Source organism: Enterovibrio calviensis DSM 14347 (assembly GCF_000621165.1).
Lineage (GTDB): Bacteria > Pseudomonadota > Gammaproteobacteria > Enterobacterales > Vibrionaceae > Enterovibrio > Enterovibrio calviensis.
This window is the reverse complement of the sequence record NZ_JHZA01000010.1, coordinates 189,486-215,223: the sequence shown is the minus strand read 5'-3', so window position 1 is coordinate 215,223 and position 25,738 is coordinate 189,486. Positions and strand designations below refer to the sequence as shown.

At 45.7% G+C, this 25,738-nt stretch carries 25 protein-coding genes; 14 read left to right on the top strand and 11 right to left on the bottom strand.

Annotation, left to right across the window (positions count from 1 at the left end; all coding sequences use genetic code 11):
• Nucleotides 1-66 precede the first annotated feature (66 nt).
• From gltS to Q365_RS0110810, 3 genes are all read left to right on the top strand, one after another.
• Complete coding sequence (gene gltS, locus Q365_RS0110820; RefSeq protein ID WP_028023361.1) at nucleotides 67-1,293, top strand: sodium/glutamate symporter; 1,227 nt, start codon at nucleotides 67-69, stop codon at nucleotides 1,291-1,293.
• A gap of 652 nt (nucleotides 1,294-1,945) precedes the next feature.
• A complete protein-coding gene (locus Q365_RS0110815; RefSeq protein ID WP_028023360.1) occupies nucleotides 1,946-3,211 on the top strand; it encodes an ATP-binding protein in 1,266 nt (421 codons plus the stop codon).
• Nucleotides 3,208-4,047, top strand: a complete 840-nt coding sequence (locus tag Q365_RS0110810; protein ID WP_028023359.1) for a DUF4435 domain-containing protein — start codon at nucleotides 3,208-3,210, stop codon at nucleotides 4,045-4,047. The genes Q365_RS0110815 and Q365_RS0110810 overlap by 4 nt, the downstream gene beginning before the upstream one ends.
• Before the next feature lie 536 nt (nucleotides 4,048-4,583).
• Here Q365_RS0110810 and Q365_RS0110805 read toward each other — a convergent pair.
• From Q365_RS0110805 to Q365_RS0110790, 4 genes are read right to left on the bottom strand one after another with little or no spacing between them, the layout of a single operon-like run.
• Nucleotides 4,584-5,312, bottom strand: a complete 729-nt coding sequence (locus Q365_RS0110805) for an amino acid ABC transporter ATP-binding protein (RefSeq protein ID WP_028023358.1) — start codon at nucleotides 5,310-5,312, stop codon at nucleotides 4,584-4,586.
• Nucleotides 5,299-5,949, bottom strand: a complete 651-nt coding sequence (locus Q365_RS0110800) for an amino acid ABC transporter permease (RefSeq protein ID WP_028023357.1) — start codon at nucleotides 5,947-5,949, stop codon at nucleotides 5,299-5,301. The genes Q365_RS0110805 and Q365_RS0110800 overlap by 14 nt, the downstream gene beginning before the upstream one ends.
• Nucleotides 5,950-5,961: 12 nt before the next feature.
• The gene (locus tag Q365_RS0110795; RefSeq protein WP_028023356.1) at nucleotides 5,962-6,630 is read right to left on the bottom strand and encodes an amino acid ABC transporter permease; all 669 of its coding nucleotides are present in this window, start codon (nucleotides 6,628-6,630) and stop codon (nucleotides 5,962-5,964) included.
• 13 nt (nucleotides 6,631-6,643) lie between these two features.
• The gene (locus Q365_RS0110790) at nucleotides 6,644-7,435 is read right to left on the bottom strand and encodes a transporter substrate-binding domain-containing protein (protein WP_035024797.1); all 792 of its coding nucleotides are present in this window, start codon (nucleotides 7,433-7,435) and stop codon (nucleotides 6,644-6,646) included.
• A 304-nt stretch (nucleotides 7,436-7,739) separates the two neighbouring features.
• Between Q365_RS0110790 and Q365_RS25650 the strand changes: the two genes are divergently transcribed.
• Nucleotides 7,740-8,177, top strand: a complete 438-nt coding sequence (locus tag Q365_RS25650; RefSeq protein WP_211254251.1) for an RICIN domain-containing protein — start codon at nucleotides 7,740-7,742, stop codon at nucleotides 8,175-8,177.
• Nucleotides 8,178-8,434: 257 nt separating this feature from the next.
• Here Q365_RS25650 and Q365_RS0110780 read toward each other — a convergent pair whose 3' ends face one another.
• The 3 genes from Q365_RS0110780 to Q365_RS0110770 all read right to left on the bottom strand — a co-directional run bounded on the left by Q365_RS0110780 (nucleotide 8,435) and on the right by Q365_RS0110770 (nucleotide 11,989).
• On the bottom strand, nucleotides 8,435-9,562 hold the full coding sequence (locus Q365_RS0110780) for a GGDEF domain-containing protein (protein ID WP_028023354.1): 1,128 nt from the start codon (nucleotides 9,560-9,562) through the stop codon (nucleotides 8,435-8,437).
• A 392-nt stretch (nucleotides 9,563-9,954) separates the two neighbouring features.
• On the bottom strand, nucleotides 9,955-10,983 hold the full coding sequence (locus tag Q365_RS0110775; RefSeq protein WP_211254254.1) for a methionine synthase: 1,029 nt from the start codon (nucleotides 10,981-10,983) through the stop codon (nucleotides 9,955-9,957).
• A 28-nt stretch (nucleotides 10,984-11,011) separates the two neighbouring features.
• Nucleotides 11,012-11,989: a DUF1852 domain-containing protein gene (locus Q365_RS0110770; protein ID WP_028023352.1), complete on the bottom strand. Its 978-nt coding sequence runs from the start codon at nucleotides 11,987-11,989 to the stop codon at nucleotides 11,012-11,014.
• Between the two features lie 355 nt (nucleotides 11,990-12,344).
• Here Q365_RS0110770 and Q365_RS0110765 point away from each other — a divergent pair, with 355 nt between their 5' ends.
• Nucleotides 12,345-13,157 (top strand): sulfite exporter TauE/SafE family protein, encoded by an 813-nt coding sequence (locus Q365_RS0110765; RefSeq protein WP_028023351.1) that lies wholly within the window; start codon nucleotides 12,345-12,347, stop codon nucleotides 13,155-13,157.
• Between the two features lie 173 nt (nucleotides 13,158-13,330).
• Here the strand turns inward: Q365_RS0110765 and Q365_RS0110760 are convergent, their stop codons facing one another.
• On the bottom strand, nucleotides 13,331-13,744 hold the full coding sequence (locus Q365_RS0110760) for a GNAT family N-acetyltransferase (RefSeq protein WP_028023350.1): 414 nt from the start codon (nucleotides 13,742-13,744) through the stop codon (nucleotides 13,331-13,333).
• Between the two features lie 577 nt (nucleotides 13,745-14,321).
• Between Q365_RS0110760 and Q365_RS0110755 the strand changes: the two genes are divergently transcribed.
• Both Q365_RS0110755 and Q365_RS0110750 read left to right on the top strand, forming a co-directional pair.
• Nucleotides 14,322-15,323: a patatin-like phospholipase family protein gene (locus Q365_RS0110755; RefSeq protein ID WP_028023349.1), complete on the top strand. Its 1,002-nt coding sequence runs from the start codon at nucleotides 14,322-14,324 to the stop codon at nucleotides 15,321-15,323.
• A 367-nt stretch (nucleotides 15,324-15,690) separates the two neighbouring features.
• Nucleotides 15,691-17,694 (top strand): PhoX family protein, encoded by a 2,004-nt coding sequence (locus Q365_RS0110750; protein WP_028023348.1) that lies wholly within the window; start codon nucleotides 15,691-15,693, stop codon nucleotides 17,692-17,694.
• Nucleotides 17,695-17,788: 94 nt separating this feature from the next.
• Here the strand turns inward: Q365_RS0110750 and Q365_RS0110745 are convergent, their stop codons facing one another.
• Complete coding sequence (locus Q365_RS0110745) at nucleotides 17,789-18,691, bottom strand: LysR family transcriptional regulator (protein ID WP_028023347.1); 903 nt, start codon at nucleotides 18,689-18,691, stop codon at nucleotides 17,789-17,791.
• A gap of 102 nt (nucleotides 18,692-18,793) precedes the next feature.
• On the opposite strand from Q365_RS0110745, the gene Q365_RS25645 reads away from it, so the two are divergent.
• Nucleotides 18,794-19,711 (top strand): DMT family transporter, encoded by a 918-nt coding sequence (locus Q365_RS25645; RefSeq protein WP_051563782.1) that lies wholly within the window; start codon nucleotides 18,794-18,796, stop codon nucleotides 19,709-19,711.
• Nucleotides 19,712-19,950: 239 nt separating this feature from the next.
• Here Q365_RS25645 and Q365_RS26675 read toward each other — a convergent pair whose 3' ends face one another.
• Nucleotides 19,951-20,112 (bottom strand): hypothetical protein, encoded by a 162-nt coding sequence (locus Q365_RS26675; RefSeq protein WP_155859003.1) that lies wholly within the window; start codon nucleotides 20,110-20,112, stop codon nucleotides 19,951-19,953.
• A 478-nt stretch (nucleotides 20,113-20,590) separates the two neighbouring features.
• Here Q365_RS26675 and Q365_RS0110725 point away from each other — a divergent pair, with 478 nt between their 5' ends.
• From Q365_RS0110725 to Q365_RS0110700, 6 genes are all read left to right on the top strand, one after another.
• Nucleotides 20,591-20,977: a DUF2170 family protein gene (locus tag Q365_RS0110725; protein WP_028023346.1), complete on the top strand. Its 387-nt coding sequence runs from the start codon at nucleotides 20,591-20,593 to the stop codon at nucleotides 20,975-20,977.
• A 12-nt stretch (nucleotides 20,978-20,989) separates the two neighbouring features.
• Nucleotides 20,990-21,679 carry a PspA/IM30 family protein gene (locus Q365_RS0110720; RefSeq protein WP_028023345.1) on the top strand — a complete coding sequence of 230 codons (690 nt, stop codon included), beginning with the start codon at nucleotides 20,990-20,992 and terminating at the stop codon, nucleotides 21,677-21,679.
• Between the two features lie 158 nt (nucleotides 21,680-21,837).
• On the top strand, nucleotides 21,838-22,473 hold the full coding sequence (locus Q365_RS0110715) for a YjfK family protein (protein ID WP_028023344.1): 636 nt from the start codon (nucleotides 21,838-21,840) through the stop codon (nucleotides 22,471-22,473).
• A gap of 36 nt (nucleotides 22,474-22,509) precedes the next feature.
• Nucleotides 22,510-22,926, top strand: coding sequence for a DUF350 domain-containing protein (locus tag Q365_RS0110710; RefSeq protein ID WP_028023343.1), 417 nt, complete (start codon nucleotides 22,510-22,512; stop codon nucleotides 22,924-22,926).
• Nucleotides 22,927-22,937: 11 nt separating this feature from the next.
• Nucleotides 22,938-23,537 carry a DUF1190 domain-containing protein gene (locus tag Q365_RS0110705; protein ID WP_028023342.1) on the top strand — a complete coding sequence of 200 codons (600 nt, stop codon included), beginning with the start codon at nucleotides 22,938-22,940 and terminating at the stop codon, nucleotides 23,535-23,537.
• 179 nt (nucleotides 23,538-23,716) lie between these two features.
• Nucleotides 23,717-24,883 carry a glutathionylspermidine synthase family protein gene (locus Q365_RS0110700; protein WP_028023341.1) on the top strand — a complete coding sequence of 389 codons (1,167 nt, stop codon included), beginning with the start codon at nucleotides 23,717-23,719 and terminating at the stop codon, nucleotides 24,881-24,883.
• Nucleotides 24,884-25,031: 148 nt separating this feature from the next.
• On the opposite strand, the gene Q365_RS0110695 is transcribed toward Q365_RS0110700, so the two are convergent.
• Nucleotides 25,032-25,553, bottom strand: coding sequence for a hypothetical protein (locus Q365_RS0110695; protein ID WP_028023340.1), 522 nt, complete (start codon nucleotides 25,551-25,553; stop codon nucleotides 25,032-25,034).
• Between the last annotated feature and the right edge of the window lie 185 nt (nucleotides 25,554-25,738).

The window sequence follows — 25,738 nt, the reverse complement described above, 5'->3', positions numbered from 1 at the left end:
ATCTATAAAATCAAAGAACAATTTGCTCTCAAACATTAAGGAGGATGTTGAGGCTTAAGAGGCTTTATGAATCAATTAATTTCTGTTGGTGCGCTTGAATCATTTCTGATCGCCATTTTTGTGCTGTTCCTCGGCCACTTCATCAACGCACGAATTCCTGTACTGAAAAAATTTAACATCCCAGAGCCGATTGTCGGCGGTTTAGTCGTAGCAAGTGCTATTACGGTTTTGCACTTCAGAGGCATAGAACTCGACTTCCATTTACCTTTGCAACACACCTTTATGCTGATGTTTTTCGCCACCGTTGGCCTGGCCGCTAACTACACGCAACTCATCAAAGGCGGCGCAAAGGTCTTTATATTTCTTGGAGTCGCTTCGCTCTACATCGTGATCCAAAACGGGATTGGCGTGTCTCTAGCCACCGCGCTTGGCCTTGACCCATTAATGGGGCTGATAGCCGGTTCGATAACGCTCTCTGGCGGCCACGGCACAGGTGCAGCGTGGGCACAAACCTTCCAAGATGTTTACGGCATGAACAACGTGCTGGAAATCGCGATGGCATCTGCCACCTTCGGTTTGATCATGGGCGGTATTATCGGCAGCCCAGTCGCACAGCGTTTGATTGATAAAAACAAACTGCAGTCGCAATACGGCGCAACAAACAAAACCCATGACCAATTCCCAGAACTCGTAACCTATAGCGAGAACGAAGAAGACAACGTCACCGCCAAAAAAGTCATCGAAACTCTGTTCATTTTGCTGATCTGTGTAACGGGCGCGAAGTACCTAGAGCAATGGGTAAGCAGCTTCGACATCAAATGGTTGATGATCCCAGATTTCGTTTATGCGCTGTTCATTGGCGTGGTGATCACCAACTTCGTTGAAGTGAGCAAAGCACAGAAACTGGACGTGGAAACCGTGGATATTCTCGGCACTGTGTCTCTCGCACTGTTCCTCGCCATGGCATTGATGAGCCTAAAACTTTGGAACATTCTGGATTTGGCGGTGCCCTTCCTCATCATCCTGATCGTGCAATCTATGATGTTGGCAGTGTTCACCTACTTCGTAACGTATCGCGTAATGGGACGTAACTACGATGCCGCCGTTATCGCCAGTGGTCACTGTGGCTTTGGCTTGGGCGCAACCCCAACCGCGGTGATGAACATGGGTTCAGTAGTCAACCGCTTCGGCCCATCACCACAAGCCTTTATGGTGGTGCCAATTGTCGGCGCGTTCTTCATTGATATCGTTAATCTCATCATCTTGCAGGCCACGTTGACCATTATTGGTTAGTGAACCTTGTTGCCGCTCTCCTGATTGGGAGAGCGGTGATGCTCTCTCCTTTCCCATCCCCTTTTTTCGAAACGCCCTCTCCACATTCTCTTGTCGGCAATGCCCGAAATCACACTTTCAACACAACGCCACACCATCGAAAACCGCTCGCTAACTGATTGAAAAGACAGATTTATGAGTCACATCTAAATGCTGCATTCTCAATATGCCTTTATATTCATACCGTGATAGATTTGCTGACCAATTTGTCAACCACATGGCCTGTCGGATGCTGAGAACCGGAGGGCGGTAGCGTATGGAGTCATTGGGTTGGGGTGTTTATAGCCTCGCGTTAGCTAGGAGCAGCCTTTATTCGATAAGAGTCGGCCTCACTGATGATATTTTTCTCATACGAACCGAGCTTGTTACTGTTGATAAGCACAACATCGAAGAAATCAGTACATAGTGATGAAAGATGACATTTTGGAGCTTCTTCACAAACTGAAACCTTAAACGATAAGAAATAGACGTTAAATCAGACAGTAACAAACGAGCAGGATATGTTGCCCTGTTATTAATGGACAAAATGTCGTGTTTAATTCCGACATTTTGTCATCTAATACACTGTTAAGCTGCAAAGCATGTATCAATCTATCTTTAAACTGAGGGAATTGTGTTTAAAATAAAATATATAAAAATATCTGGATTCTGGGGAGAACACACCTTAGAAAGTGAATTTAATAATTCAGTGAATGTAATTATCGGTAGGAATGGAACTGGTAAAACAACTTTCATGAGCATTCTTCATGCAGTGCTAACTGTAGATATTGAGTGGTTGTATGATTTCGAGTTTAAAGAGGTTGAAATAAAGTTAAGTGAAGGAAAAAAAACCAAGACGATAAAAGTAAAAAAGATTATTTCTAACGATTTCAGGTTTCCACATGTTGAATATGTTATATCAAACAATAAATATAGTTTACGAGTGGTTGGTTCTGATGAAAATGTTCCGTCACATTTTAAAAGAAGAATATTAGAAGAGTCTGAAGAAATAAGAAATAAAATGGATGAGCTAGTAAATATTACAACTCTATCTGTTTACAGGATTAAAAAGGATTACGAGCAAAGCCGAGGAGAGAGGCAAGAATCTAAAAACATTTCCCCGGTTGATCTTATTCTTCAAGATTTAGTGCAGAGACTAACCACTTACCAACTTGAATTATCCGATAGGGCCAGAGTTGTATCCTCAACTCTTCAAAGAAAAGTATTAACATCACTTTTATATACTGGAGATAGTGATCATAAATCAGGATTTACATTAGATTTTGATAAGAAAGATGAAAAAAGAAAACTAATTACAGCATATAAACAGCTAGGTGTTTTGGATAGTAAAGTTAAAAATGACATAAATAAACATGTTGAAAAAGTTGATGAAAGTATTGGCAAGATGAAACATGTAATCGAGAATGCATATGATAACGAGGCGCTCGACTTTAATTTTATTAGCCCCCTAGAAAGAATTAAGCAGACTAATAAAGTTGTGAATATGTCATTGGAGGCTGAAAAAGAAGAAAAAGAAATTTTCAAACAACGAGATGACTTTTTAAAAATTTTAAAGGCATTTATTACGGACAAAGACTTTGAGTTCCAAAATGGTAATTTGACCGTTAAGAAAAATGGTGGCGTACCCGTTTCAAAACTTTCCTCTGGTGAAAAACAGTTAATAATTTTGTTTGCAGAAGCTCTATTGCAGCGGCAAGAGCCATATATATTTATTGCGGATGAACCTGAGCTTTCTCTTCATGTCGCTTGGCAAAGAGAAATTCTTCCTGCAATAAAGAAATTAAATCCTAATGCGCAACTTATTGTTGCTACGCACTCTCCTGAAGTTGCAGGTAAATACTCAGACAGACTTATTGATATGGAGGATCTCCATAAATGAGTGCAGTTGAATATTCAAGAGAAGCAGTAAATGTATTAAATAGATTTCATAGGTGCGAGCAATTAATCTATGTTGAAGGTGATGACGATATTTTATTTTGGGAGGTGCTATTTAACTATTTTGAGCTTTCTAATTTTAAAGTAATTTCAAAAGATGGCTCTAGTGAACTTGATAAATATACTGATCGTTTAATTTCTGAGGATTTAAATATTATCATAGCGAGAGATTCAGATTATAAGTCTCTAACGGGAAAGCTAGCTAATCATGAAAGGTTAATTACAACGTATGGTTACTCTATAGAAAACACCCTTTTTATATCAGAAGCGGTAATCGAAATTACCAAATTATGGATAAAGGATAATGAATTAGAGCTTTCTGAATTTAGTGGTTGGATTGATGATTTGACTGAAAAATTAAGAGAGTTAATTTATCTAGATGTAACCAATGATTGTTATGAACTCTATTTGGATGTGATAGGTGATAACTGCTCGCGTTATATGGCAACTCAATCATGCGCTAATGTTGACGTAAACAAAGTTAATAATCACCACTCTAGGCTACAGGCTAATTTTTGCGAAAATCAAATTGCTCACATAGTCGAATTGATTGATGAGTCAGGTAAGTCATTGTGGGAAATAATCAGAGGTCACTTCTTACAGTCTGCTATTTTAAAATTTATTAGTCATCATATTAATAGAAAAGGACTAAGCTCTAAATTGTCACATGACGCGCTGTATACTAATGCTATTCAAGAGCTAAAAATCACGTTTAATGAAGAGCATCGACATTTCGAGCATTATTGTGATTCTATATCTCCATTAGTAAATGCAGCTTAACAAGTTGCTTAAACGGACAAAAAACAGCTGGCTTTATCTCGTTCCTCGCTAATTTTAGCCAGCTATTTTATTGCCGCTTAGCAAAGCGTTATATGCTCAGAGGAAAAATGTGAATACTAGCTCTACTATCACTATTGATTGCGTTCTCTTCACATGCATCTAGTGATTATAAATGCGTTATTACTAATGCTGTAAACGTAGATAGTTCTGGAGAACTATTTGAAGTTGGTGATAAATCGGTTGTCGGAAAAATAGACCACAATGGGGACAGGCACTTTTCCGAACAAAGAGAACAGACTCTTCAGCCCCCCCAAACCTGATAACCGCCACACAATTCGTCCAATGCTATCGGGACACACACCTTTAAAATGGTAGAAGATCTATTCATCTACTTTTCTACCGTTTTGGGGGCTTAACGGAGACAGTCACTTTTCCGAACAAAGAGACTGACTCTTCAGCACCGCCAAACCTGAAAACCGCTACACAATCCGTCCAATAAGAGCCATGAATGTGCGTCATTCATGGCTCTGGCGTAGTTAGAGCACGGCAGAAAGAAAGCCCTGTAGTTCTGGCGTGTTGGGGTTTGCAAAAACCGCCTCGCTGCTGCCGGTTTCCCAGACTTTGCCTTCATTCATGAAGACCACTCGATCGCCTACATCGCGGGCAAAGTTCATTTCATGGGTTACTAGAATCAGCGTCATTCCTTCGGCTTTTAGTTGTTCTAGCACTTTAAGCACTTCGCCAACCAGTTCGGGATCTAGCGCTGAGGTGATTTCATCACACAAAAGGACTTTGGGGTTCATCGCCAGAGAACGCGCAATCGCGACGCGTTGCTGCTGCCCACCAGACAAACTGGCGGGGTAAGCATCAAACTTATCCGCCAGCCCCACTTTTTCCAGCAATTCCCGCGCATTTTTTTCTGACTCTTCGGCGCTTTGTTTCAATACCAGTTTCGGTGCCATCATGACGTTTTCACCCACGGTTTTATGGGGGAATAAATTAAAGCTCTGAAACACCATGCCGACACTTCGACTGAGCAGACGCAGTTTGTAGTCATCATTTTCAACCGCCTGACAGTCTACAATAACGCCCCCTTCTTGATACTCTTCGAGGCCATTGATACAGCGCAGTAAGGTGCTTTTACCTGACCCACTGCGGCCGATAATCGACACCACTTCCCCTTTATTTACCTTTAGATCCACGCCCTTTAATACATGGTTCTCGCCATAGTACTTATGGACTTTTTCGACACTAACGAGTGACATGATTCTTGTTCTCCAGATGACGGGCTAACGCAGAGAGTGGGAAGCAGATTGCAAAGTAAAGTAAGGCCACCAGCGCGAAGACTTTAAACGGCTGAAACGTCGCGTTGTTCAACATGGTGCCGGCTTTGGTTAACTCAACAAACCCGATGATGGAGGCCAATGCTGTCCCCTTTACAATCTGAACGGAAAAGCCAACCGTTGGGGCGATGGAAAGGCGCGCGGCTTGCGGTGCAATCACATAAAACATGCTTTGCATGTGCGTCATCCCCAGTGTCCGGCAGGCTTCCCACTGCCCTTTGGGCAATGACTCAATGCATCCCCGCCATATTTCATGGAAAAAGGCGCTGCTAAAGAGCGTGAGAGAGAAAATCGCGGCGGTCCAGGGTGACACTTCTATGCCAACCAGAGACAACCCGAAGAAGGCGAGGAACAGCTGCATCAGCAGCGGCGTGCCCTGAAAAATTTCAACATACAGTTTGATGATGCCTGTCAAAACAGGACGGCGGGTGCTGCGAAGAAAAGTGAGAATGAGCCCTATCACGCCCCCTCCCACAAAAGCAATGAGGGATAGAACCAGCGTCCACCTCGCGGCCAGAAGCAAGTTCCTCAGAATATCCCAATCAGTAAATTGCATCATAAGGTAAGGCTCCTAGGGCGAGGGATTCTTAAAGACCATGCGTTCTACCACTGAGAACGCCTGACGCATTAAGATCGCCAAAACCAAATAGATCGCGGCGGTTAAAATATAGGATTCAAAACTCAGAAAACTTCGAGACTGAACGAAGTTCGCGGCAAAGGTCAGATCCTCTACCGATATCTGAGAAACCACCGCAGAGCCGAGCATGACGATAATGCTTTGACTGACTATCGCCGGATAAACCCGCTGATACGCTTGCGGAATCACCACGCGGGTGAACACCTGAAAGCGGGTCAAGCCCAAGGTTTTCCCCGCCTCCCATTGCCCTATCGGCGTGGCTTCAATTCCTGAGCGAATGATTTCTGCTGAATACGCGCCCAGATTAATCACCATGGCGATTACGCCAGCCTCCCACGCAGACAATTTCACCCCCAACGCAGGCAATCCGAAGAACACAAAAAACAATTGCACGATAAAGGGTGTGTTGCGGATCATTTCGATGTAGCAGGTGCAGAGTAACTTTAACCATTTACCTTCGCTTGTTTTCACGGCGGCACAAACAGTGCCAAGCAATAAACCCGCTAAGGTGCTGATCACGGTCAGTTTGATGGTTGTCCAAATACCTGCCACAAAATGCGGCAGGTATGGCGCCAACCCTAGAAAATCGAGTTGATAGCTCATAGATCACCTGCAGTTACGCACCAAGTTCCGCAGGGAAAGGTGCTCTCAGCCACTTCTGAGAGAAACCTTCCAAAGCCCCTTCTTTTTTCGCTTGGGTGATAAGTCGGTTCACTTCCATCATGAGTTCTGGCTGCTCTTTCGCGACACCGATATAACACGGTGAATTCTTGAGCAGGAATTTGGTTTCTGGCGCTTTGTCTGGATAGCGTGTGGCAATCTCCGTCACGATCAAGTTACCCGTCGCAATCAAGCTGACTTGCCCTGAAAGGTAAGAGGACAATGTGGCGTTGTTGTCTTCAAAACGCTTGATCGTTGTGTCAGACGGCACGAGTTTGCTTAACTCTAAATCTTCCACAGAGCCACGGGTGACGCCCACGGTTTTACCACTTAAACCTGCTGCGTCTTTCACGCCTTCATCCGCAGAGCCGAACACGCCCAAATAAAACGGGGCATAGGGCTGACTGAAATCGATGACTTTCGCACGCTCCGGGTTTTTACCCATGCTCGAAATCACCAGATCGACTTTGCCTGTCTGCAGGTAAGGAATGCGGTTTGCACTGGTCACGGGAACGAGCTTTAGCTCGACATCAAGCTGATCAGCAAGGTATGCGGCCATATCGATGTCGTAGCCTTGTGGCTGAAGATCGACACCCACTGAGCCAAACGGTGGAAAGTCCTGAGGCACCGCGACTTTCAATACGCCCTTCTTTTTTACATCCTCAAGCTGATTTGCCTGAACGGCCGATGCGCCCACGATTAGGCTTACCAGCGCAATCACTCTGGCCACTGTTGAGAAAAATTTCATCGTGAATCTCCCTATTTGAATGAAACAATCGAAAAAAACTAAAAGTGGTACAGCAACGATTGCGCCAACTTTCCGTGTTTTATTTTCATGCTTTAAATCAGAGTGTTGTGGTGGCGCATTGCGTCAGGTCGAGAAAATAGACAGCGACGCGTTCGCCATACTGGTGCATTCACCACTGAGTTGGTGCACACTTTTCTGCAACAGGAGTATTACCGCTCTCTACAACTCGGTTGGTCAGCCGCAAAAATAAACAGTATGTTATTAGCAAGAATGGAAAGTGGCTCGTGACTGATAGGGATAGACGATGAAGAATATTTTGGCTCTAAGTGAAGTTTTATTATCAGTGACATCACCTGTTGCCCTGTCTGGTGATAACGTCAGCCTTGCAGAAGTTATGCTCACAGCGCCCTTGGACGAGTCCCGAGGATACTGCTTAGATATTGCAGGGGGGAAAGGCGCAAATGCTCCGTTAGACAAAGGGTTGCAGGCGCATACTTGTTATAACTACACCGGCGCGATACTTGAAGACCAAGGGTTTGATACGGCGTTGTTATCACAAGGTGCTTTTCGAATTGATTACTTTGATGTGTGTATGTCGGCATCCGCAATAAAGGCAGGCGCATCACTGGATCTAAAAGCCTGTGAGCCTACTGAAACGCAAACCTTTTCATTGAAAGCGAATGGTCAACTCTCGCCGAATAGCGACCCTAGCTTGTGCGTGACGGTTGATAGCGAAAATTAAAGAGAAGGACGAGGCGGTTCACCCGTGCATGTCATGAGGCCCGTCTCTCTTCAGGCATGTGATGACAGTAAAACTGATTATCAACACTGGGCCATTAAGCCGCAGTAAGAAGTGGAATAACCACTGACCTGTCCTGATATGAGTGACACTTTCTAAGCATAAAACGCCTGATGGACGTCATCGGGCGTTTTGTATTAACGCAGTGTGTGGCCGTCTTTGATTATTGCCACTGCGAGGACACCCTTAGTAACCCCTCGTTACTCCGACAGATTGATTTCCTCCGCCGCTCGCTCATTTGCAAACTCAATCCGACACTGTCTAATCATGTTTTCCAGCGACTGTGCCGAAAGGTTAGGGTTCCATTTGAGTATGCGGCATCTCACGTCAACGGGTTGTGCCAAATGCGTTTGAATGATTTGATTGCAACTCATCAATACCAATCTTTCTAGGCGTTTTACTACCTGAGTTGCGCCTTCAAGATCCGTTCCCGGCAAGATAACGCCAAACTCATCAGAGCTTAAATGGCCAACAAAGTCCCTAGGGCGGAATAGGCCAAGGCGCATACAGCGGGTAATTCGACGTAAAATCTTCACCGTCGCAGCGTGCCCGTAAGTCATTCTATATAAGCGCAATGAATCTACGCTAAGTACGATAATGCTCAAAGGAGACTCATCACGATTCGCAGCAGCCACTTCTTTCACTAGCGACAGGGAAAAACACTTCTCGTTCTGTAAGCCCGTTGTGGCATCGATCAGAGCTACGGTTCCCAACTCTTCGTTCAAGGTATAATTCTTATAGATATGCTTTATAGCCGCTCGATACCAGTGAGTAAGGGTTTGCTGAAGCGTAAAACTCAGGATGAGTCCGGTGATAAGAAGCAATATGTCGATTTTGAAAATATCGGCAAAGTACTCTTGCGGCATAAACAATACACTTCCCAAAAGCCCACCAACGAGACCAAGGCCAAGGCTGAGGTAGAGTGCAGGTGGGTAGCTAAAAAATGCGGAAATTGTAGAGACAGAGAAGATAACACCGAAGATGAAGTAGGAAAGGCTACCGCCCGAAAACTGCAATAAAATGGCGATAATGAGCCACGCAAAGGTACTGAGTACTGCGGTTATCATTGCTGCGTTTTTCCATGTCACGATGTCGGCTTGCGTTGCTACCCATACACCGTAACCAAGGAAAAATAGGGTCGAAAGGGCGACAATAATGATGATGAATACATCGTCTGCACTGTGAACCCACACGTATTCACCGCTAACAATCAGCGCAAGTGCAATGAGCGATAGAAGAAGCCTCTTCCATCCCTGTTCCTGCTGATTACGGTTTTGTCGGTCAATATAGCTATCGCTGCTAAAGCGCTCTTCTTTACTTGGGATCATCTAAAAATGCGGCACAAAAAAATATGGTTTACAAAGTAAGGCGACCTAAACTGCATGCACTTAAATGATTTATGCGATAAATGTGAAGCGTCCCTGATACCTTTTGTTTCGTGGTACTAACAACTAACGGGATATCACTAACGGAACATAATGCTGCAGTAGAAGATCACTTGATCGATATTTCTGCCATTGCGTTCAATTCCACCTCTTCCCCATATTCCCCATAGATTTAAGCAGGAAAGAAGAAAAGCCCGCTGAAATCACGGTGAATCGGTGTATTGCAGATAAGCGAAAACCACCATCGAGGTGGTTATTCGTAAATTTGAGGTAGTTTTGGCGATGCTAGCCAGCAAGGAGTCGAAATCCAAGCCCAGCCATCAATCTCTTCCGTTCTAAATCGAGAGTTCTTTGCGGATGATTTCTGCGCCTGCATTAAGTGCATTTAGCTTGGCATTTGCGACGTCGTGAGATAAAGGTGCCATGCCGCAGTTGGTGCAAGGGTAAAGGTTTTCTGCATCTACAAACTTCAGGGCTTTTCGTAAGGTTTCCGCGACTTCTTCAGGCGTCTCGATGGTGTTGGTTGCGACATCAATCGCCCCGACCATCACTTTCTTGCCGCGAATAAGCTCAAGTAGCTCAATCGGCACACGGGAGTTGTGGCACTCGAGAGAGATAATATCGATGTTGGACTTTTGCAGCTTAGGGAAGATTTCTTCATATTGTCGCCACTCTGATCCCAACGTCTTTTTCCAATCTGTATTGGCTTTGATGCCATAGCCATAACAAATATGGACGGCGGTTTCGCATTTAAGGCCTTCAATGGCGCGTTCTAGGGTGGCGATCCCCCAATCATTGACGTCATCAAAGAAGACATTAAATGCGGGCTCATCAAATTGGATAATGTCTACGCCAGCCGCCTCTAACTCTTTCGCTTCTTGGTTAAGAATTTTGGCAAATTCCCACGCGAGTTTTTCTCGGCTTTTATAGTGGGCATCATAAAGCGTATCGATCATGGTCATAGGACCAGGTAGCGCCCACTTTATCGGTTGCTTGGTTTGTTGGCGCAAGAACTTAGCATCTTCAACAAAAATGGGCTTCTGGCGGCTCACTGCGCCGACGACAGTGGGTACGCTTGCATCATAACGATCACGAATCTTAACGGTTTCGCGTTTTTCAAAATCAACGCCGTTAAGGTGCTCAATGAATGTCGTGACGAAGTGTTGGCGTGTTTGTTCGCCATCGCTGACAATATCTACCCCTGCGTGCTGCTGCTCTTGCAGTGATAAACGTAACGCATCATGTTTGCCCTGTGCTAATTCCTCATCTTGCAATTTCCAAGGAGACCAAAGTGTCTCGGGCTGCGCCAGCCATAAGGGTTTAGGCAAGCTGCCTGCAGTCGAAGTCGGTAATAATTTTTTCATCATAAATTCTGCTGTCTAATGGGGTTTATCACAAAGCGTATTGCGCTGACCAGTTCTCAAGAATCGATTGGTAAGGCTTAATGAAGTGCTCTTCTGCAAACTTGCCTTGTTCAATGGCTAACTGACCGCGCTCTTCACGGTCGTAAACGATTTGCGTGAGCGAATGGTCTGAGTTTTTCAAGTTGGGTTGGTAGCACTTCCCTGCAACAGCATTGGCATTGTAGATCTCAGGTCGGTAGATTTTCTGGAATGTCCCCATCGTGCTGATGGTGCTGATAAGCTCAAGATTGGTGTAATCATTGAGTAAATCACCCACAAAATAAAATGCCAAAGGCGCGACGCTGTTAGGCGGCATGAAATAGCGCACTTGCAGCCCCATCTTTTTAAAATATTGCTCTGTTAATGACGAGTCATTCGGCTGATATTCAAAGCCCAAAACAGGATGCTGATTCTCAGTGCGATGATAGGTTTTATTATCAGACACACTGAGGCAAATAACAGGCGGCTTGCTAAAATGCTGTTGATACTCATTGGAACTCAAAAAGTATTTAAAGAGTTTCCCATGTAATTCGCCAAAGTTATCAGGAATGCTGAATCCTGGTTTATTTTTGTTATGATCTAATAGCAACACGCTGAAATCGTAGTCGCGAACATAAGAGGAGAAATTATTTCCAACAATACCTTCAATGCGTTCGTTGGTTTTATGATCGATAATGTTTGTCTTCAATATTTCTATTGAAGGAAAGGCTTGTTCGCGACTCTCAATGCCCATGTCAACCGAGACAATTTCAAGCTCTAAAGAGTAACGGTCGCCTGTTGGGTTGTCCCAGTGAGCCAAGGCATTAAAGCTATTGTCAATCATCTTCAATGCGTTACGCAGGTTCTCTTGGCGGCTGTCCCCTCTTGCTAAGTTGGCAAAATTGGTGGTGATTCGGGTGCTATCCGAAGGATGATAGTTCTCATCAAGACAAATGCTCTTAATCGTAAATGTAAATTCTTTATTCATCGTAATCTGACACCCTTTTTTAACCAACAGCCTGAACTTGCTTGTTTCCGAGAGCCCTGCTCTATTCGCCGTTAGCGCTCGAAATGAAAAGATATTTGCTTAGAACCCACCATAAATACGCTTATAACCCACCATTAAAAGCGGTTATTCTTCTCTAGACTCAAAGCAGAATCTAATTTATACGTGGTTGAAAATCAGATTAACAATGGTTTTACCTCACTATCATCATGAGAAATATTCATGATCTATTTTATTTGAAAGTCTCACCAACGGTCGTTATATTCACAACCCAAAATACGGATGCACGGTATTTATTTAATTTTCAAATTTCTCCCGATATTAAAAAGTGAACTGAATGAGTGAATTGCTATTGTTGTTTTTATACTGCGCGCTACTAGGCAGTGGTGTTGGTTTTTTGGCCGGACTATTAGGTATTGGCGGAGGGCTTGTTATTGTCCCTATTCTCACCAGCATTTTGCTCTATTTTGCGATTCTACCCTCTGAGCAAGTGGTGATCGTTGCGATCGCCACATCATTGGCGTCGATATTATTCACCTCCACATCTTCCGCCATCGCGCACCACAAAAATGGCAATGTGCCATGGGATTTAGCCCCGTGGATAATGACGGGCGTCGCCCTCGGTGCGCTGATCAGCGGATTTATGGCGGCTCTGTTGCCAGAGGATGTCGTTAGATTGGTGTTTGCCGTGAGCGTTGTACTTATTGCATTGAAAATGCTTTATAGCAGCCGTAAAAATGATGCTGCGACAGATCGTCAATTGCCCAATAAGGGCGTGTTAACCCTACTCACGACCATCACCGGCGGTTTGTCTGCCATGATCGGTATCGGTGGCGGTGCTCTCTTGGTTCCTCTATTGACGTTTTTCTCACTTGATATGAAAAAAGCCATTGGATGTGCCTCTGCATGCGGCATTGTGATCGCGTTATTTGGCTCTGTTGGTTACATCAGTTCTGGAAGTGCGCATTTTGCTTTAGCGGATGGCTTTTTGGGGTTCGTCTATCTTCCGGCTTTATTCGGCATTGTTTGTACTTCGTGCTTTACCGCACCTTTGGGGGCAAAAGCGACGCATCACCTACCTGTTCCTACGATCAAAAAAGTCTTCGCCGTATTACTGTTGGCCATGGCAGCCAATATGGTGATGAGCTAACGCAAACTCTAAGAGTTTTGCCCACAAAAAACCGCGCTTAACGGTGCGGTTCTTTTCATCTCGTCGAACCGACAATATGTTGTGAAACAGGTGCCTTGTAGATAACGTGCAGGTCGGAGTTAACGTCTACCTCGAAGCTAACAGGGCTAATGGGACATATAGCCATAACCCTATTAGCCAATCTGCTTTCCTCGCGGTAATTCCCACGCTCTGTCGTTCTTCTCAAAGCCGACTTTTGGATAATATTCACTCGCGGCGGGCGCAGAAATCAGGAACAGTTTGCAGTGATGCCCTAGCTGATCATTCGTTAGCTGCATCAGCGTTTTGCCAATGCCCAGTCCTTGATACGCATCCTTGACCGCCAAATCAGAAAGGTAGCAAGCATAGTGAAAATCAGTAATGGAGCGCGACACCCCCACCAGCACATCACCATCCCATGCTGTTACCGTCAAATCCGCGTTCTTCACCATGCCTTCCATGGTGGCCATATCATCAAGCGGACGACGAACACCAAGGCTTGAGTGCGCAAGCACATCGATGAATTCAGCAACTGTAATTGCACGGTTAACTTCATAGGTGATTGTCATGCTTGTTCCTCTCTCGCTTCCTGTATAAGTCTGCCTGTTTGTGTTTGCTTTGCGGGTTTTAGCATGGCTGCTTTGCCCAGATTTTCTCTATCTACAAAACGATTAGATACTTATCACGCGTTTCCGTCTCCTGAGTCAATCCATTGTTAAATCCAGATCACACAAAGAGATTTCTGGAGGTTTGAAAAAACAAAGTCAGTACACGTTTTTAGTTAAAATGAAAACTAACATAGAAATTCATCCGATATTGATTTGAGTTTTCTATAGGAGCAATACAACTTTTTCTAAGCCCTGTACTAGTGTCAACAGCCGAAACATTCACCTCTTTAATTACAAATAGATACACTACGTCATGGAGACGTCTTCACCTGTAACCAACAGTCGCATCAAAGAACAACATAAGTACAAAGAAACAAAACTTAGAATTAACAACACCTCATCCACCTTTCAATAACACCTCCACATAAAATACACATTCAAATTAAAACCATTCAGTATCACAACTGAAACGCCCACTAGCATTAAACTTTAATAGATTTAATACTTCAATTCGCATTTCAATATCACTGGTGGTTTCATGAGCGTTAAAATATTATCGATCGACGGTGGCGGAATAAGAGGGATTATAGCGGGCCAAATATTGGTAGCGCTAGAAGAAAAACTTAGAATTAAATCAGGTGATAACACCAAAAAAATAGGAGATTTCTTCGACTTAGTTGCTGGGACTAGCACGGGAGCTATATTAGGCTGTGCTTACATATGTCCTAATGAAACTGGCGGGACAAAATATAATGCAAGTGAGGCAGTGGATATATACTTAAACGAAGGTGACGAAATTTTTGACATAGATGTATTGCAAAAAATAAAATCTTTCGGTGGCTTACGCGATGAGAAGTATTCTGCTGATGCACTAGAGACTGCATTGTTTGACTATTTTGGCGATACGAAGTTAAGCGCACTAACGAAGCCATGCTGTTTTGTCTCTTACGATATAAGGTCTAGAAATCCCGTAATATTCAATAGTAAAAATCGAAGTGGCGACACTATAACTTCTAATGATTTCTATGTTCGAGATATTTTAAGAGGAACCTCTGCGGCTCCAACATACTTTGAACCAGCACGAATCTATTCTTTAGCACCCAATAGACGCAAGCACATTCTTATCGATGGAGGCCTAGTAGCGAATGACCCTGCCCTCTGTGCATACAATGAAGCACTAAAATGTACAAACGCCAAAGGTATAAAAGATATGGTAATTGTGTCTATCGGGACGGGTAAAGAGTTAAAAAGCTACACTTATAACCAAAGTAAGGACTGGGGACCATTGGGATGGGCAAAACCAGCGCTAGATATCACCCTCGAAGCAGGCCCTCAAATGACCGCTTATCATATGGAGATGATCGCTTCGACTGTCAAAAATTCTAAGTATTTTCGAATTTCTCCCGAGCTACACAATGCTAAGCCTGACCTCGATGATGCTTCATCCGAGAATTTAAGAGCTCTTTCTGAAGCAGGGAAAATCAATGCTAAGCAGTTTAATAGTGAATTGGACGAAATCGCTGACGCATTGCTGGCCTGACTTCACAGGTCTTGCCTCAAAACGATCTGAAAATCATAAGGCTAAATTTTTATTTATTTCAATTAGGACAACTAGTTGCCTTATTTTTTAGCTCAGGTCGCAGTTAAAGAACTTATCGCCAAACCCCGTATTTATTCATAGAGACGGGGTTTCACTGAAATATTAAACTCCTGTTTTTTAGTTAATTATTACCTCACAATAATGAAACGGTTTTTAGTGGTTTAAATGACTTCAATTGGCTGACTTGAACCCTAAACCGTATGTCGTTCATTTTTCCTCAACATAAAATTAATTTTCGTTAATCAAAAGTGTCAATTTTTGCTCCCAGACTGGTTATGTCACCAACATAACTAAAAGGTATTGAGCAATGAGTAAGGAAACATTCGACCCTACACTGCGCAATCAAAGCGGCAACAAGCCGTTCGACGAGGTTCTGGAAGCAAACCTGTCTCGACGCAGTGTTCTGAAAGGCGGCGTGGGTGTTGGCGCACTGACGGCGATGAGCTCATTCGGTCTTTCTGGCTGTTTTTACCCTAACGTTTCGAAAGCCAAACTGAATTTTGAATCGATCCCGGGTTCGCTGACCGATTCTGTCGCGGTGCCTCCGGGCTATAACGCACAAGTGCTCGTGCCTTGGGGAATGCCGCTTAACCCACAAGGTAGCGCTTGGCTGGATGACGGCACCAACACCGGCGAAGATCAAATGAATGCAATCGGCATGCACCATGACGGCATGCATTTCTTCTCACTCAATAATAGTGACGAAGAAGGCCTGCTGTGTATTAACCATGAATATGTCGACCTCAACGCTCTTCACCCTAACGGGCCAAGTGTGGACAACGGCCTTCGCACTATCGTGGATGAAGTCCGTAAGGAAATTAACGCCCACGGTGTGAGTGTTGTGCGCATCCGCCTTGAAGACAATGTGTGGGTAATGGTCGACAACGATCCATTGAACCGCCGCTATACTGGCGCGACCGAAATGGACGTATCAGGCCCACTGGCCTACTCACCCTTGTTGGTCACCAAGTACGCGCCAAACGGCAACATTGCCCGCGGCACGCTGAACAACTGTGGTAATGGCTACACACCTTGGGGTACTTACCTCACTTGTGAGGAAAACTGGCCGGGTTACTTCGTGAATACTGGCACTCAGACGGCAGATCAAGATCGTATCGGTGTGTCGGATGACAACACTCGCTACTTGTGGGAAACGCTGGCTGGCAACGCGCAAGAAATGGACGATGAGTTCACCCGCTTTAACGTGACGCCAAGCGGCGCATCCGCCAGTGAAGATTACCGCAACGAAGCCAATGGTCACGGCTATATTGTGGAAATTGACCCGTACACTGCGGACTCCCGCGCCCGCAAACGCACGGCGCTAGGCCGTTTCCGCCATGAAGGTTGTGTGTTCGGCAATGTGAAACATGGCAAACCAGTGGTGTTCTATTCCGGCCATGATGCGCGCTTCGAGTACATCTACAAATTTGAATCTGCGGCGCGTTGGAACAAGCGCGATGCGAAGCGTGCAGATCGACTGTCTGTGGGTGATAAATACATGGACGAAGGTACCCTTTATGTCGCACGCTTTGACGATGATGGCACGGGTACGTGGCTGCCATTGACCCTATCTAGCGTGACCACTGACGGTGGCACTCTGGCGGATCATTTTGATTCGCTTGAGGCAATCATCCTCAATACCGCAGGCGCAGCCGACAAGCTAGGTGCAACGCCAATGGATCGCCCAGAATGGTGTGCGATTGACCCATTCTCTGGCTCTGCGTACATGACGCTGACCAACAACACCCGTCGCACAGAAGGCAACTCATCCAACCCACGCGTGAATAACAAGTTCGGCCACATTATCCGTTGGGATGAAGGTCGTCGTTCTACTGCATTCACGTGGGACATCTTTGTGTTTGGCGCACCTGCAGATGGCGACGCAGACACAAACCGTTCTGGCCTGACCGAGTTCAACCAGTTCGCCAGCCCAGATGGTTTGGCGTTTGATCCACGCGGTATCATGTGGGTTCAGACAGATAACGGTGCAGATGAAGTGGAAGAGTACACCAATGACCAAATGCTGGCGGTCGTTCCCTCTCCATTGATGGATGACAGATACAACCAAGTGCCGATCACCGAAGAAAACCAAGGCGAACTGCGCCGTTTCTTTGTCGGTCCAAACGGATGTGAAGTCACAGGTTTTGCCGTCAGCCCTGATTACCGCTCTGTGTTCGTGAACATCCAGCACCCGAGCAACTGGCCTTACTCTGACGATGCCACCGAAGACACCCCGAGCGATGTGGATTTACGCCCACGCGCTGCGACTGTGGTTATCCGTCGCAACGATGGCGGCCCAATCGGCACCTGATTGAGCAAGCACCAGTCGACACCAAAAGGGACGCATCTGCGTCCCTTTGTTGTTTGTGATGCTTCAAAATAGCGTTGCTCTGTCAGCTTCTGGGTTAGGACTCATTCAGCGAAAACCATTGCTGCAAGGCGTCAGCGGCGGTTTTGATGACGTCGTTTTTGCGGTCAGTTTTTCGGCTAATGATAAACCAAGTGAGAGGCAGCCCTTGCTTAGTGACAGAAACCGGTGCCACCAGCGATTGTTTGATAGAGCGTTTGAGCGCCCAACGGGAAAGAATACTCACGCCCAAATCAACAGCGATCATTTCTACGATGGCATCGGTCATTTCCACCACTTGCATGTGCGGCAGGCGAATGCCGGAAGGACGAATAAAGCGCTCGTATTCAAAGCCGGGAAGCGCATCCAGACTGTATGTAAGGTAATCGACATCCACCAGATCCTGCGCCTCTATCCACGGTTTCGCTGTGAGTGGGTGATTTGGGTGAGTGACGAGCACCAGTTCATCTCCCATGAGGGGCTTGCAGTCCAGCGCCGGATTCTCTGAGCGCGCGGGAGAAATGATGATATCGGTTTTTCCCGTTATCAAGGTGGCTTCGGCTTCACGGGTAGCGGCAGCGACAAAATCTATCTGGATCTTTTCCCTGCTGAACGCAAGCGATTTCAAAAAACCCGGCACCCAGTGGTAGGCGGAATATTCAGCAATCCCAATTCGGATCAGGTGACTGGCATTGGCAGCAGTGCGTTCAAACTCGTCTTCGGCACGCGATAGCTCGGGCAAAATCGATGAGGCAGTTTGGATCAATGCTTGTCCGGCTGGCGTAGGTTTGAGTCGTCTTCCGTCTCGCTCGAATATCGCGCTTCCCAAACGACGCTCGGCTTCAGCAAGGCGATGGCTCATTGCGGGTTGGGTCACGCCAATGGCGTCTGCAGCAGCGCCCAAACTGCCATATTTTCCAATCGCATCAAGCAACTGCCAGTGACGGATATCCAATCTCATACATGTATCCCTTTTATGTATGTCTAGAGTTATTCATTAATTATTCTACACAAACATAGCTATATTCTCCGTAGTTCTTTAAAAGTGGCAGGGAGACGTTTCATGGGCATTTGGATGATACTGGCAGCGGCATTGGGTTTTAGCTCGAACCCTTTACTCGCACAATTGTTGTTAAGTCAGGGACTTTCGCCCGATTCCATCACTCTGTACCGCTTTGCTATCCCGACACTCGTGATGCTGCTTTTGCTGAGAAAGCGCCCGATATTGGATGGTGAGTTTCTACGTTTTATCGCGGTGGGTGGCCTCTCGGCACTGGGTATGTTGGCCTTTATGTCGAGTTTAACCAAGCTTGAACCGAACGCCGTGATCCTGACCTATTACACCTACCCTATGTTCGCCATTCTGATTGGCTGGCTTTGCTTCAATAAAACAATGAGTCGTAACCGGATGATTGCCGCGATGCTGATAGCTATCGCGATCGGCATTATGCAGGAATCTCAAGATTTTGGTGCTTCTTGGCTAGATGTGATGGTTTGCCTTGCGGCTCCGGTGTCGTTCGCCGTGGTGATCAATATGTTCTCACTACCAGAGAACAACCACGATGCCCCCGCCCGAATGTTTGCGGCATTGCTGGGTCACATGGTGATTCTTGTTCCTCTCACGCTGCTCAGCAGTGATACGCTTTCGATACCAACATCCTTTGACCAACTCTGGCTGATTCTGGCACTGGGTGTGTTTTCCGCAGCCCTGCCCCAATACCTGTTTTCCCGCGGGGCGCAATTAGCAGACATGGAACAAACCACCATGATCAGCAGTTGTGAGGTGGTGTTTGCGTTAGGATTAGCGTCGGTCTTTTTAGGTGATGCGATGAATCAAAGTGATGTTATGGCCACTGCCCTAATTTTGTTAGCAGGTTTAATACGCTATGAGGGTATACCCCAAACAAGAGAGGACAATAGCCACTCAAGGGGACTAGGGAAAACAACTCCAAATCAGAGTGCAGAGGAACCTTCAGCGTAAGGTTGGAGTATTTTCTCCAATTTTTCTTCGCGATACAGACACTCGTTCTTTCTTGGAAAGTCATTAGCAAATAGTGCTGAAAAACAGTTAGCCCTCCAGTGAAATAACCCCGTTAGCCAATCTGCTTTCCTTGCGGTAATTCCCACGCTCGAACATTCTTATCAAAATCCACTTTAGGGTAATATTCGCTCGCGGCGGGCGCAGAAATCAGGAACTGTTTGCAGTGATGCCCGGGCTGTTCATTCGCTACCTGCATCAGCGTTTGCCAATGCCCAACCTTTGATACGCTTCCTTGACTGCCAAATCAGAAAGGTAAAAGCATAATGAACATCGGTAATGGAGCGAGCCCCCACCAGCGCGTCGACATTCCATGCTGTTTGATTCTCGTGCTTAAGTGACACGTCGTTTTAAACCTTTAAAGCACTGTCTGACGCCTCTGGGTACGGAGCGAGTCTTCTCACATTGATGCTAAAAAATACCATTCAGCTCCCATCATGAAAGCACTTACCCTAGTAACACCCGCACGACCTGACAGACATCTCTCAAATTCAATCATTGAATTCGTCACATTTGATGACTTTCAATATCATTCAATATGTTACGCGTTTACATTTTGAGAAAACGAGAATGCAATCCCCATGGTGACTTTTGTTACAAGCGCGCTATGGTTTAGTATGAATAATTAACATGTGCCGAACCCGCGCAGCACCTAAGTGCTCGTTGATTGCAATTAGCACGTACTGACTAAAGAGATAGCGAACAGCTTGCTTTGGATAGAACAGGATGACAACTAAAGACAAGGCTTACTGACACCAAGTGGGTTCTTGCATCTTTATCAATTTTTGACGCATCGCGTCGAGCCAAATTTGAGGGAACACTATGACCTGGCAATTGAACGATCTGCACACACTGCTGGCTGAACATGATGGTTGGAGTGTCACTGAAGCAGAGGGATCCTTATGTTTAACCAATGAGGATGGCATCGAAGCATTTCTGGCTGTTGCCGGCGAGCAAATTCTTGTTGAAGCACTGCTATTCCAACAAGACGCAGTTAAAGACGTTTCAGGTTTAAATGACACCATACTGCGTACCCACAAAATGTTCCCGCTTAGTACTATCGGCATCAACGATATCGCTGGAGACAGCTATTACGCTGCATTTGGCTCGCTTTCATCACAATCAAAGGCAGAAACTGTCGTGATTGAAGTCGCCACACTATTTCGTAATGTCGAAGCATTTCTCGAACTGTACCAAGATTACTTATAAGGAAGCACCACGATGAGCGTATGGAAGAAACTATTTACGGCGATTAAAGGTGGCGCGAACGAAGCAGCGGAAGCTGTGGCAGACAATCAAGCATTGCGTATTTTGGATCAAGAAATCCGCGATGCAAAAGAAGAGCTTCGACGCTCAGACAAAGCGCTAGTCGGCATCATTGCCAAGCGAAAGCTCTCCGCTCAAAAGGTCGCTGGCTTTGAAAGCGGCATTGCTGAATATGAAGGCCACGCCCGTGCCGCCATGGAGAAGGGTCAGCAAGATCTTGCGCTTGAATGTGCAACTCGCGTTGCTTCACTGCGTAACGAGCAAGATGCTGAAAACACTTACCTACAACAGTTCACCCAATCAGAAAAAACGCTGAAAACCAACATTGCGCAGGCCAAAGACAAATTGCGTCAACTTGAGCAACAAGTTGATGTCGTTAAAGCCAACGAATCAGTGCAACGTGCGCAAGCCGCGGTATCAAACACTAACGTAGGTGCTAACGCCAAAATGCACACGGCCGTTGAATCTTTAGAGCGAATCAAAAATCGTCAACAAGAACGACAAGCACAATTCGAAGCGGCCTCTGAGCTAGAGCAAGAACAATCAGGTAGTAGCCTTGATAAGAAATTGTCCGAAGCCGGTATCACAGGAAGCCAAAGTGCATCTGCTGAAGATGAACTCGCGCGTATTTTAGGCAAGAAATAATCTTCACATGCGATGGTGACTGTCGAAACCGTTCAGTCACCAAGTTTTTCACAACTTATTGTTGAATATAATAAATTCGGTTCGCAAAGTAATATCAAACAATCACTGAATGCGTAAGCTGTTTGCGCATTGATGAATTCTGACCCTCGGTGCTTCATATGTTTAGTTGGTTAAAGAAAAACAAAGTCACCCCCGCTCCAGAAGCCAGCGCACCTGAAGTGCTTGGGCTGCGATTAGGTGGTGCCATTGAGCTCGACGATCTTAAGTTTCGTCTAATGGAACCCGTTTTGGCCATTGAACAAGCGTCTCGCACCCAAATCATCAAAGCCGTCGGCGAAGTTGAACTGGACACTCAAACACGACTGGTCAGATTCTATACCGACGACGACGGGTACTTTCAAGTGTTGCAGTCCGGCACCAATGATGCAGACGTGACTGAAGTAAAACTGTTTTATTTCTATGAATCTAAACCCGTTGATACAGAATCGGCGTGGAACGATTGGATAGACAACAAAATCGTCCAACCGCAGTGGGATCTCGATGGCATGACTTACGAGAAAGTCTGGGACAACACAAAGCCTGTGGCGATGACAGAAAAAACCTGGGCTGAAGATGGCAGCACTTCAACAACCGACCAATTCATCATGGTTTATGAGCGAGAAGCAGGCGACGATATCTTTGAATCCTTACTCGTCTCGGGTGAAGAAATTATTTCCAGTGGCCGTGCGGAGCATGCCATTGTCCTGAGCACCGGTATTCCGCTCACCCCTACCGACTTTAGCGTGGCGGGTTAATACCCCGCCATTCACCCTATTAAGAAAGGAACTCTTATGTCTCAATTCGCACTTTCATTGGCAAGCCTAGGCTCATTCGCGCTCTATCTCGGCTTGTCGATTCTTTTTCTGATGATCTTCAAATTCGTCTATATCCGCATTACACCTTATGACGAATGGCAGTTGCTAAAGGAAGAAAACAATATCGCCGCCGCTCTCACTCTGTCTGGTGCTTTTATTGGGTACAGCTTAGCCATTGCAAGTGCTGCGAGTAATTCCGTTAACCTTTTGGATTTTGCCATTTGGGGAATTGTCGCACTCGTCGCCCAAATCCTTGCATTTATGATTGTTCGATATGGCTTCATGCCGAAGCTGGTTGAGCGCATCCAAAAGAATGAGATCCCTGCGGGTATTGTTATGGGTTCAATGTCCATTTCCATTGGTCTGCTTAACGCAGCGTGTATGACCTACTAGGAGATGTTGTCATGAAAAGAAGCCAACAGGTCATAAAAACGCGTATGCGTAAAAGCTGGCGACCCGCGGTTCCCAGTGCCACCGTCGCCGCCATTGTGTTGGTGTCCGGCTGCAGCGACAATGAACAAGCAATGAACATCTATTCCAGTGTCCCTGATTGTATCGATGACAACCCAGGATACAGCAGCGAATGCCGTGCGGCCTATCAAGATGCCGTCGATGACGCAGCCAGCACTGCTCCGAAATACAAAACCATTGATGACTGCGCCAATGAGTTTGGCTATGAAAACTGTGTGAGTGCGCCACAAAACAACTGGTTCATGCCAGCCATGGCCGGATTCATGTTTGCTCGAGCCATCAATAACCGACCTTATTATCACCAACCCATGTTCAGCTCTTCCTACCCTGGAAGCCGATATTATGGCGACTGGATTTCTTCTGATGGTTACTCTTACGGTAAGAAGAGTCGATATTCAAAGGTTTATGTGCCTAAGGATCACCTCAAGAAAAAGCCTGCTGTGACCAAGACTATCTCTCGTGGCGGCTTTGGTTCAAAAGTGGCGGCAAAATCCAGCTGGAGCCGTTCTAGCAGTAAAGGTTGGGGTGGCTAACGTACTGCAGATACCCGTGTGTACCCGTGACAAAGCAAGTTTGATGGTCACGGGTATTTTGTTGATCAGCACGTAATCTGTGACTACATGGCCCCCATCCCACACTTTTTCTCGTGATTTTCTCTTTCTCGTTCACAAGCGTGTGTAATGGCCTTCGCAATAACTAATGGATCCCGTTGATGTTTAGAGTTAGCAGTACCCCTCGCCTAAATTGGAAAAAGCTTGCCGATGAATATGGGTTTGGTTTTCACACCATGTATGGCGAACCGTATTGGGATGAATCTGCATACTATCAATTCACCTTGAAACAAATCGAGCAAGACATTGAAACACCAACGGAAGAACTTCACCAAATGTGCTTGGACGTTGTCGATCGTGTTGTCAAAGACGAGTACTGGTTAAATCGTTTTCAGATCCCACAAACACGCTGGCAAGGCATCTTAGACTCTTGGACTTCACGAGAACCCTCACTCTATTCCAGACTCGATCTCGCCTATAACGGCAGTGGTCACGCCAAGCTGTACGAAAATAATGCTGACACCCCAACCTCTGTATTCGAAACGGGTTTTTGGCAATGGGTTTGGCTAGAAGAAATGGTTAACAGCGGCAAAATCCGCCGAGACGCCGATCAGTTCAACTTGCTCCAAGACCTTTTGATTAGCCGCTTCCGAAAGTTGGGGCGCAGATTCCCAGGGAAAACGCTGCATTTTTCGTGCTGTCATGACACAGAAGAAGATCGAGGTACCGTGCAATATATGGAAGATTGCGCGAAAGAAGCGGGGCTTTCGTCAGCCTTTGTTTATATCGAAGATATTGGTGTCGATGCCAACGGCCAGTTTACGGATAGCCAAGACAGGATCATTGACTGGATGTTCAAACTCTACCCTTGGGAGTTTATGTTCGACGAGGAGTATGAAAAACATTTGGACACCGCCAAAGTAAATTGGATGGAGCCTATGTGGAAGAGCGTCATTTCTAACAAAGCGCTTCTTCCCCTGCTTTGGAAGTTATTCCCTAATCATCCAAACTTGCTTGCCTCTTACTTTGCCGACGACCCCGCGCGAAAAAGCCTAAGCAACTTTGTGGTCAAGCCCCTTTTCTCCCGAGAAGGCGCAAACATATCGATCTTTAAAGATGGCAAAGAAACCATGACAGTTGATGGCCCATACGGTGAGGAAGGGATGATTGTTCAGGCGTATCATGCGCTACCTAAATTTGGTGACAATTATACGCTGATTGGCAGTTGGCTGGTTGACGACAGAGCGGCTGGAATATCGATACGAGAAGATGCATCGCTGATCACTCAAGATTTATCACGCTACTTGCCACATATTATTATTGAGTAGTGAACGAAAAAATGAGTGAAAAAAAACCTTCTAATCTTGGAACCCTAGAACCCCTTATTGACCGAGGGACTCGTGAGTGTCCCTTTGTTCTTCGTGGTCTGTGGTTTGTGGTTTGTGGTTTGTGGTTTGTGGTCTGTCACGCGACTGATTACTTCTCAACTTTCTTAACCGAATCTGCCTTAGATGACGTTGAACCAAGCGTTCGCCACGCTTCATACTCTTCTCCGTCAATCCACGTTACGCCGATGTGCTCTTCCCAGTGCTGTAAATCGGCGCTGCGATAACGCTCCACCGCGCAACCACCCGCACCAAATGCCATTTGGCAGACGCTAAGAATAATGAATTTGACGTCGTGTTGTAGCGGCTCTCCTTCTCCCTCCCAGTTTTTACACGTTGCCAGAGGGCGTGAAGGCGCACGAAAAACAACAGTATCAACCACTACGCCGTCGGTGATGTTCACTTGAACAATCGAACATTTCCCTGCATAGAATTCGTCACTGTCGATAACAATATTTGGCTCCATTGCCTCCCACCAAGGTTGGGGTTCCTGCACCTCATGCCGCGTCTTGTCTTCAGGATTTTCACAACCAGAAAGCAAGCTGACAAACGCTGCCACAGTCAGAACATGTATGACGAATAGAAACCTGAATGAGAAGGATCTTTTATTCATCGATTGCCTTTGTTCATCAAATACCTCAATCTTAGCGCGATTACGTGTGAGCCCTTTTTTGGCTCAATTAACAGGATTCAATAAGCAGGCTTGTTGAACTGATTTCTCTATCTTCTCAAAGCCTAGTTTCATTGCGGGCTTTTTGTTTGTCGCACATTTCGTCATACAGCCGGAAACACAATCAT

Excerpts from the sequence above, each read along its gene's own strand:
- Q365_RS0110805 (WP_028023358.1), bottom strand. The coding sequence starts at position 5,312 with ATGTCACTCGTTAGTGTCGAAAAAGTCCATAAGTACTATGGCGAGAAC.
- Q365_RS0110755 (WP_028023349.1), top strand. The coding sequence starts at position 14,322 with ATGAGCGTTAAAATATTATCGATCGACGGTGGCGGAATAAGAGGGATT.
- Q365_RS0110765 (WP_028023351.1), top strand. The coding sequence starts at position 12,345 with ATGAGTGAATTGCTATTGTTGTTTTTATACTGCGCGCTACTAGGCAGT.
- Q365_RS25650 (WP_211254251.1), top strand. The coding sequence starts at position 7,740 with ATGAAGAATATTTTGGCTCTAAGTGAAGTTTTATTATCAGTGACATCA.
- Q365_RS0110800 (WP_028023357.1), bottom strand. The coding sequence starts at position 5,949 with ATGATGCAATTTACTGATTGGGATATTCTGAGGAACTTGCTTCTGGCC.
- Q365_RS0110760 (WP_028023350.1), bottom strand. The coding sequence starts at position 13,744 with ATGACAATCACCTATGAAGTTAACCGTGCAATTACAGTTGCTGAATTC.
- Q365_RS0110770 (WP_028023352.1), bottom strand. The coding sequence starts at position 11,989 with ATGAATAAAGAATTTACATTTACGATTAAGAGCATTTGTCTTGATGAG.
- Q365_RS0110700 (WP_028023341.1), top strand. The coding sequence starts at position 23,717 with ATGTTTAGAGTTAGCAGTACCCCTCGCCTAAATTGGAAAAAGCTTGCC.
- Q365_RS0110750 (WP_028023348.1), top strand. The coding sequence starts at position 15,691 with ATGAGTAAGGAAACATTCGACCCTACACTGCGCAATCAAAGCGGCAAC.
- Q365_RS0110790 (WP_035024797.1), bottom strand. The coding sequence starts at position 7,435 with ATGAAATTTTTCTCAACAGTGGCCAGAGTGATTGCGCTGGTAAGCCTA.
- Q365_RS0110810 (WP_028023359.1), top strand. The coding sequence starts at position 3,208 with ATGAGTGCAGTTGAATATTCAAGAGAAGCAGTAAATGTATTAAATAGA.
- Q365_RS0110695 (WP_028023340.1), bottom strand. The coding sequence starts at position 25,553 with ATGAATAAAAGATCCTTCTCATTCAGGTTTCTATTCGTCATACATGTT.
- Q365_RS0110745 (WP_028023347.1), bottom strand. The coding sequence starts at position 18,691 with ATGAGATTGGATATCCGTCACTGGCAGTTGCTTGATGCGATTGGAAAA.
- Q365_RS0110720 (WP_028023345.1), top strand. The coding sequence starts at position 20,990 with ATGAGCGTATGGAAGAAACTATTTACGGCGATTAAAGGTGGCGCGAAC.
- Q365_RS0110705 (WP_028023342.1), top strand. The coding sequence starts at position 22,938 with ATGAAAAGAAGCCAACAGGTCATAAAAACGCGTATGCGTAAAAGCTGG.
- Q365_RS25645 (WP_051563782.1), top strand. The coding sequence starts at position 18,794 with ATGGGCATTTGGATGATACTGGCAGCGGCATTGGGTTTTAGCTCGAAC.
- Q365_RS0110780 (WP_028023354.1), bottom strand. The coding sequence starts at position 9,562 with ATGATCCCAAGTAAAGAAGAGCGCTTTAGCAGCGATAGCTATATTGAC.
- gltS (WP_028023361.1), top strand. The coding sequence starts at position 67 with ATGAATCAATTAATTTCTGTTGGTGCGCTTGAATCATTTCTGATCGCC.
- Q365_RS0110715 (WP_028023344.1), top strand. The coding sequence starts at position 21,838 with ATGTTTAGTTGGTTAAAGAAAAACAAAGTCACCCCCGCTCCAGAAGCC.
- Q365_RS0110795 (WP_028023356.1), bottom strand. The coding sequence starts at position 6,630 with ATGAGCTATCAACTCGATTTTCTAGGGTTGGCGCCATACCTGCCGCAT.
- Q365_RS0110725 (WP_028023346.1), top strand. The coding sequence starts at position 20,591 with ATGACCTGGCAATTGAACGATCTGCACACACTGCTGGCTGAACATGAT.
- Q365_RS0110710 (WP_028023343.1), top strand. The coding sequence starts at position 22,510 with ATGTCTCAATTCGCACTTTCATTGGCAAGCCTAGGCTCATTCGCGCTC.
- Q365_RS0110775 (WP_211254254.1), bottom strand. The coding sequence starts at position 10,983 with ATGAAAAAATTATTACCGACTTCGACTGCAGGCAGCTTGCCTAAACCC.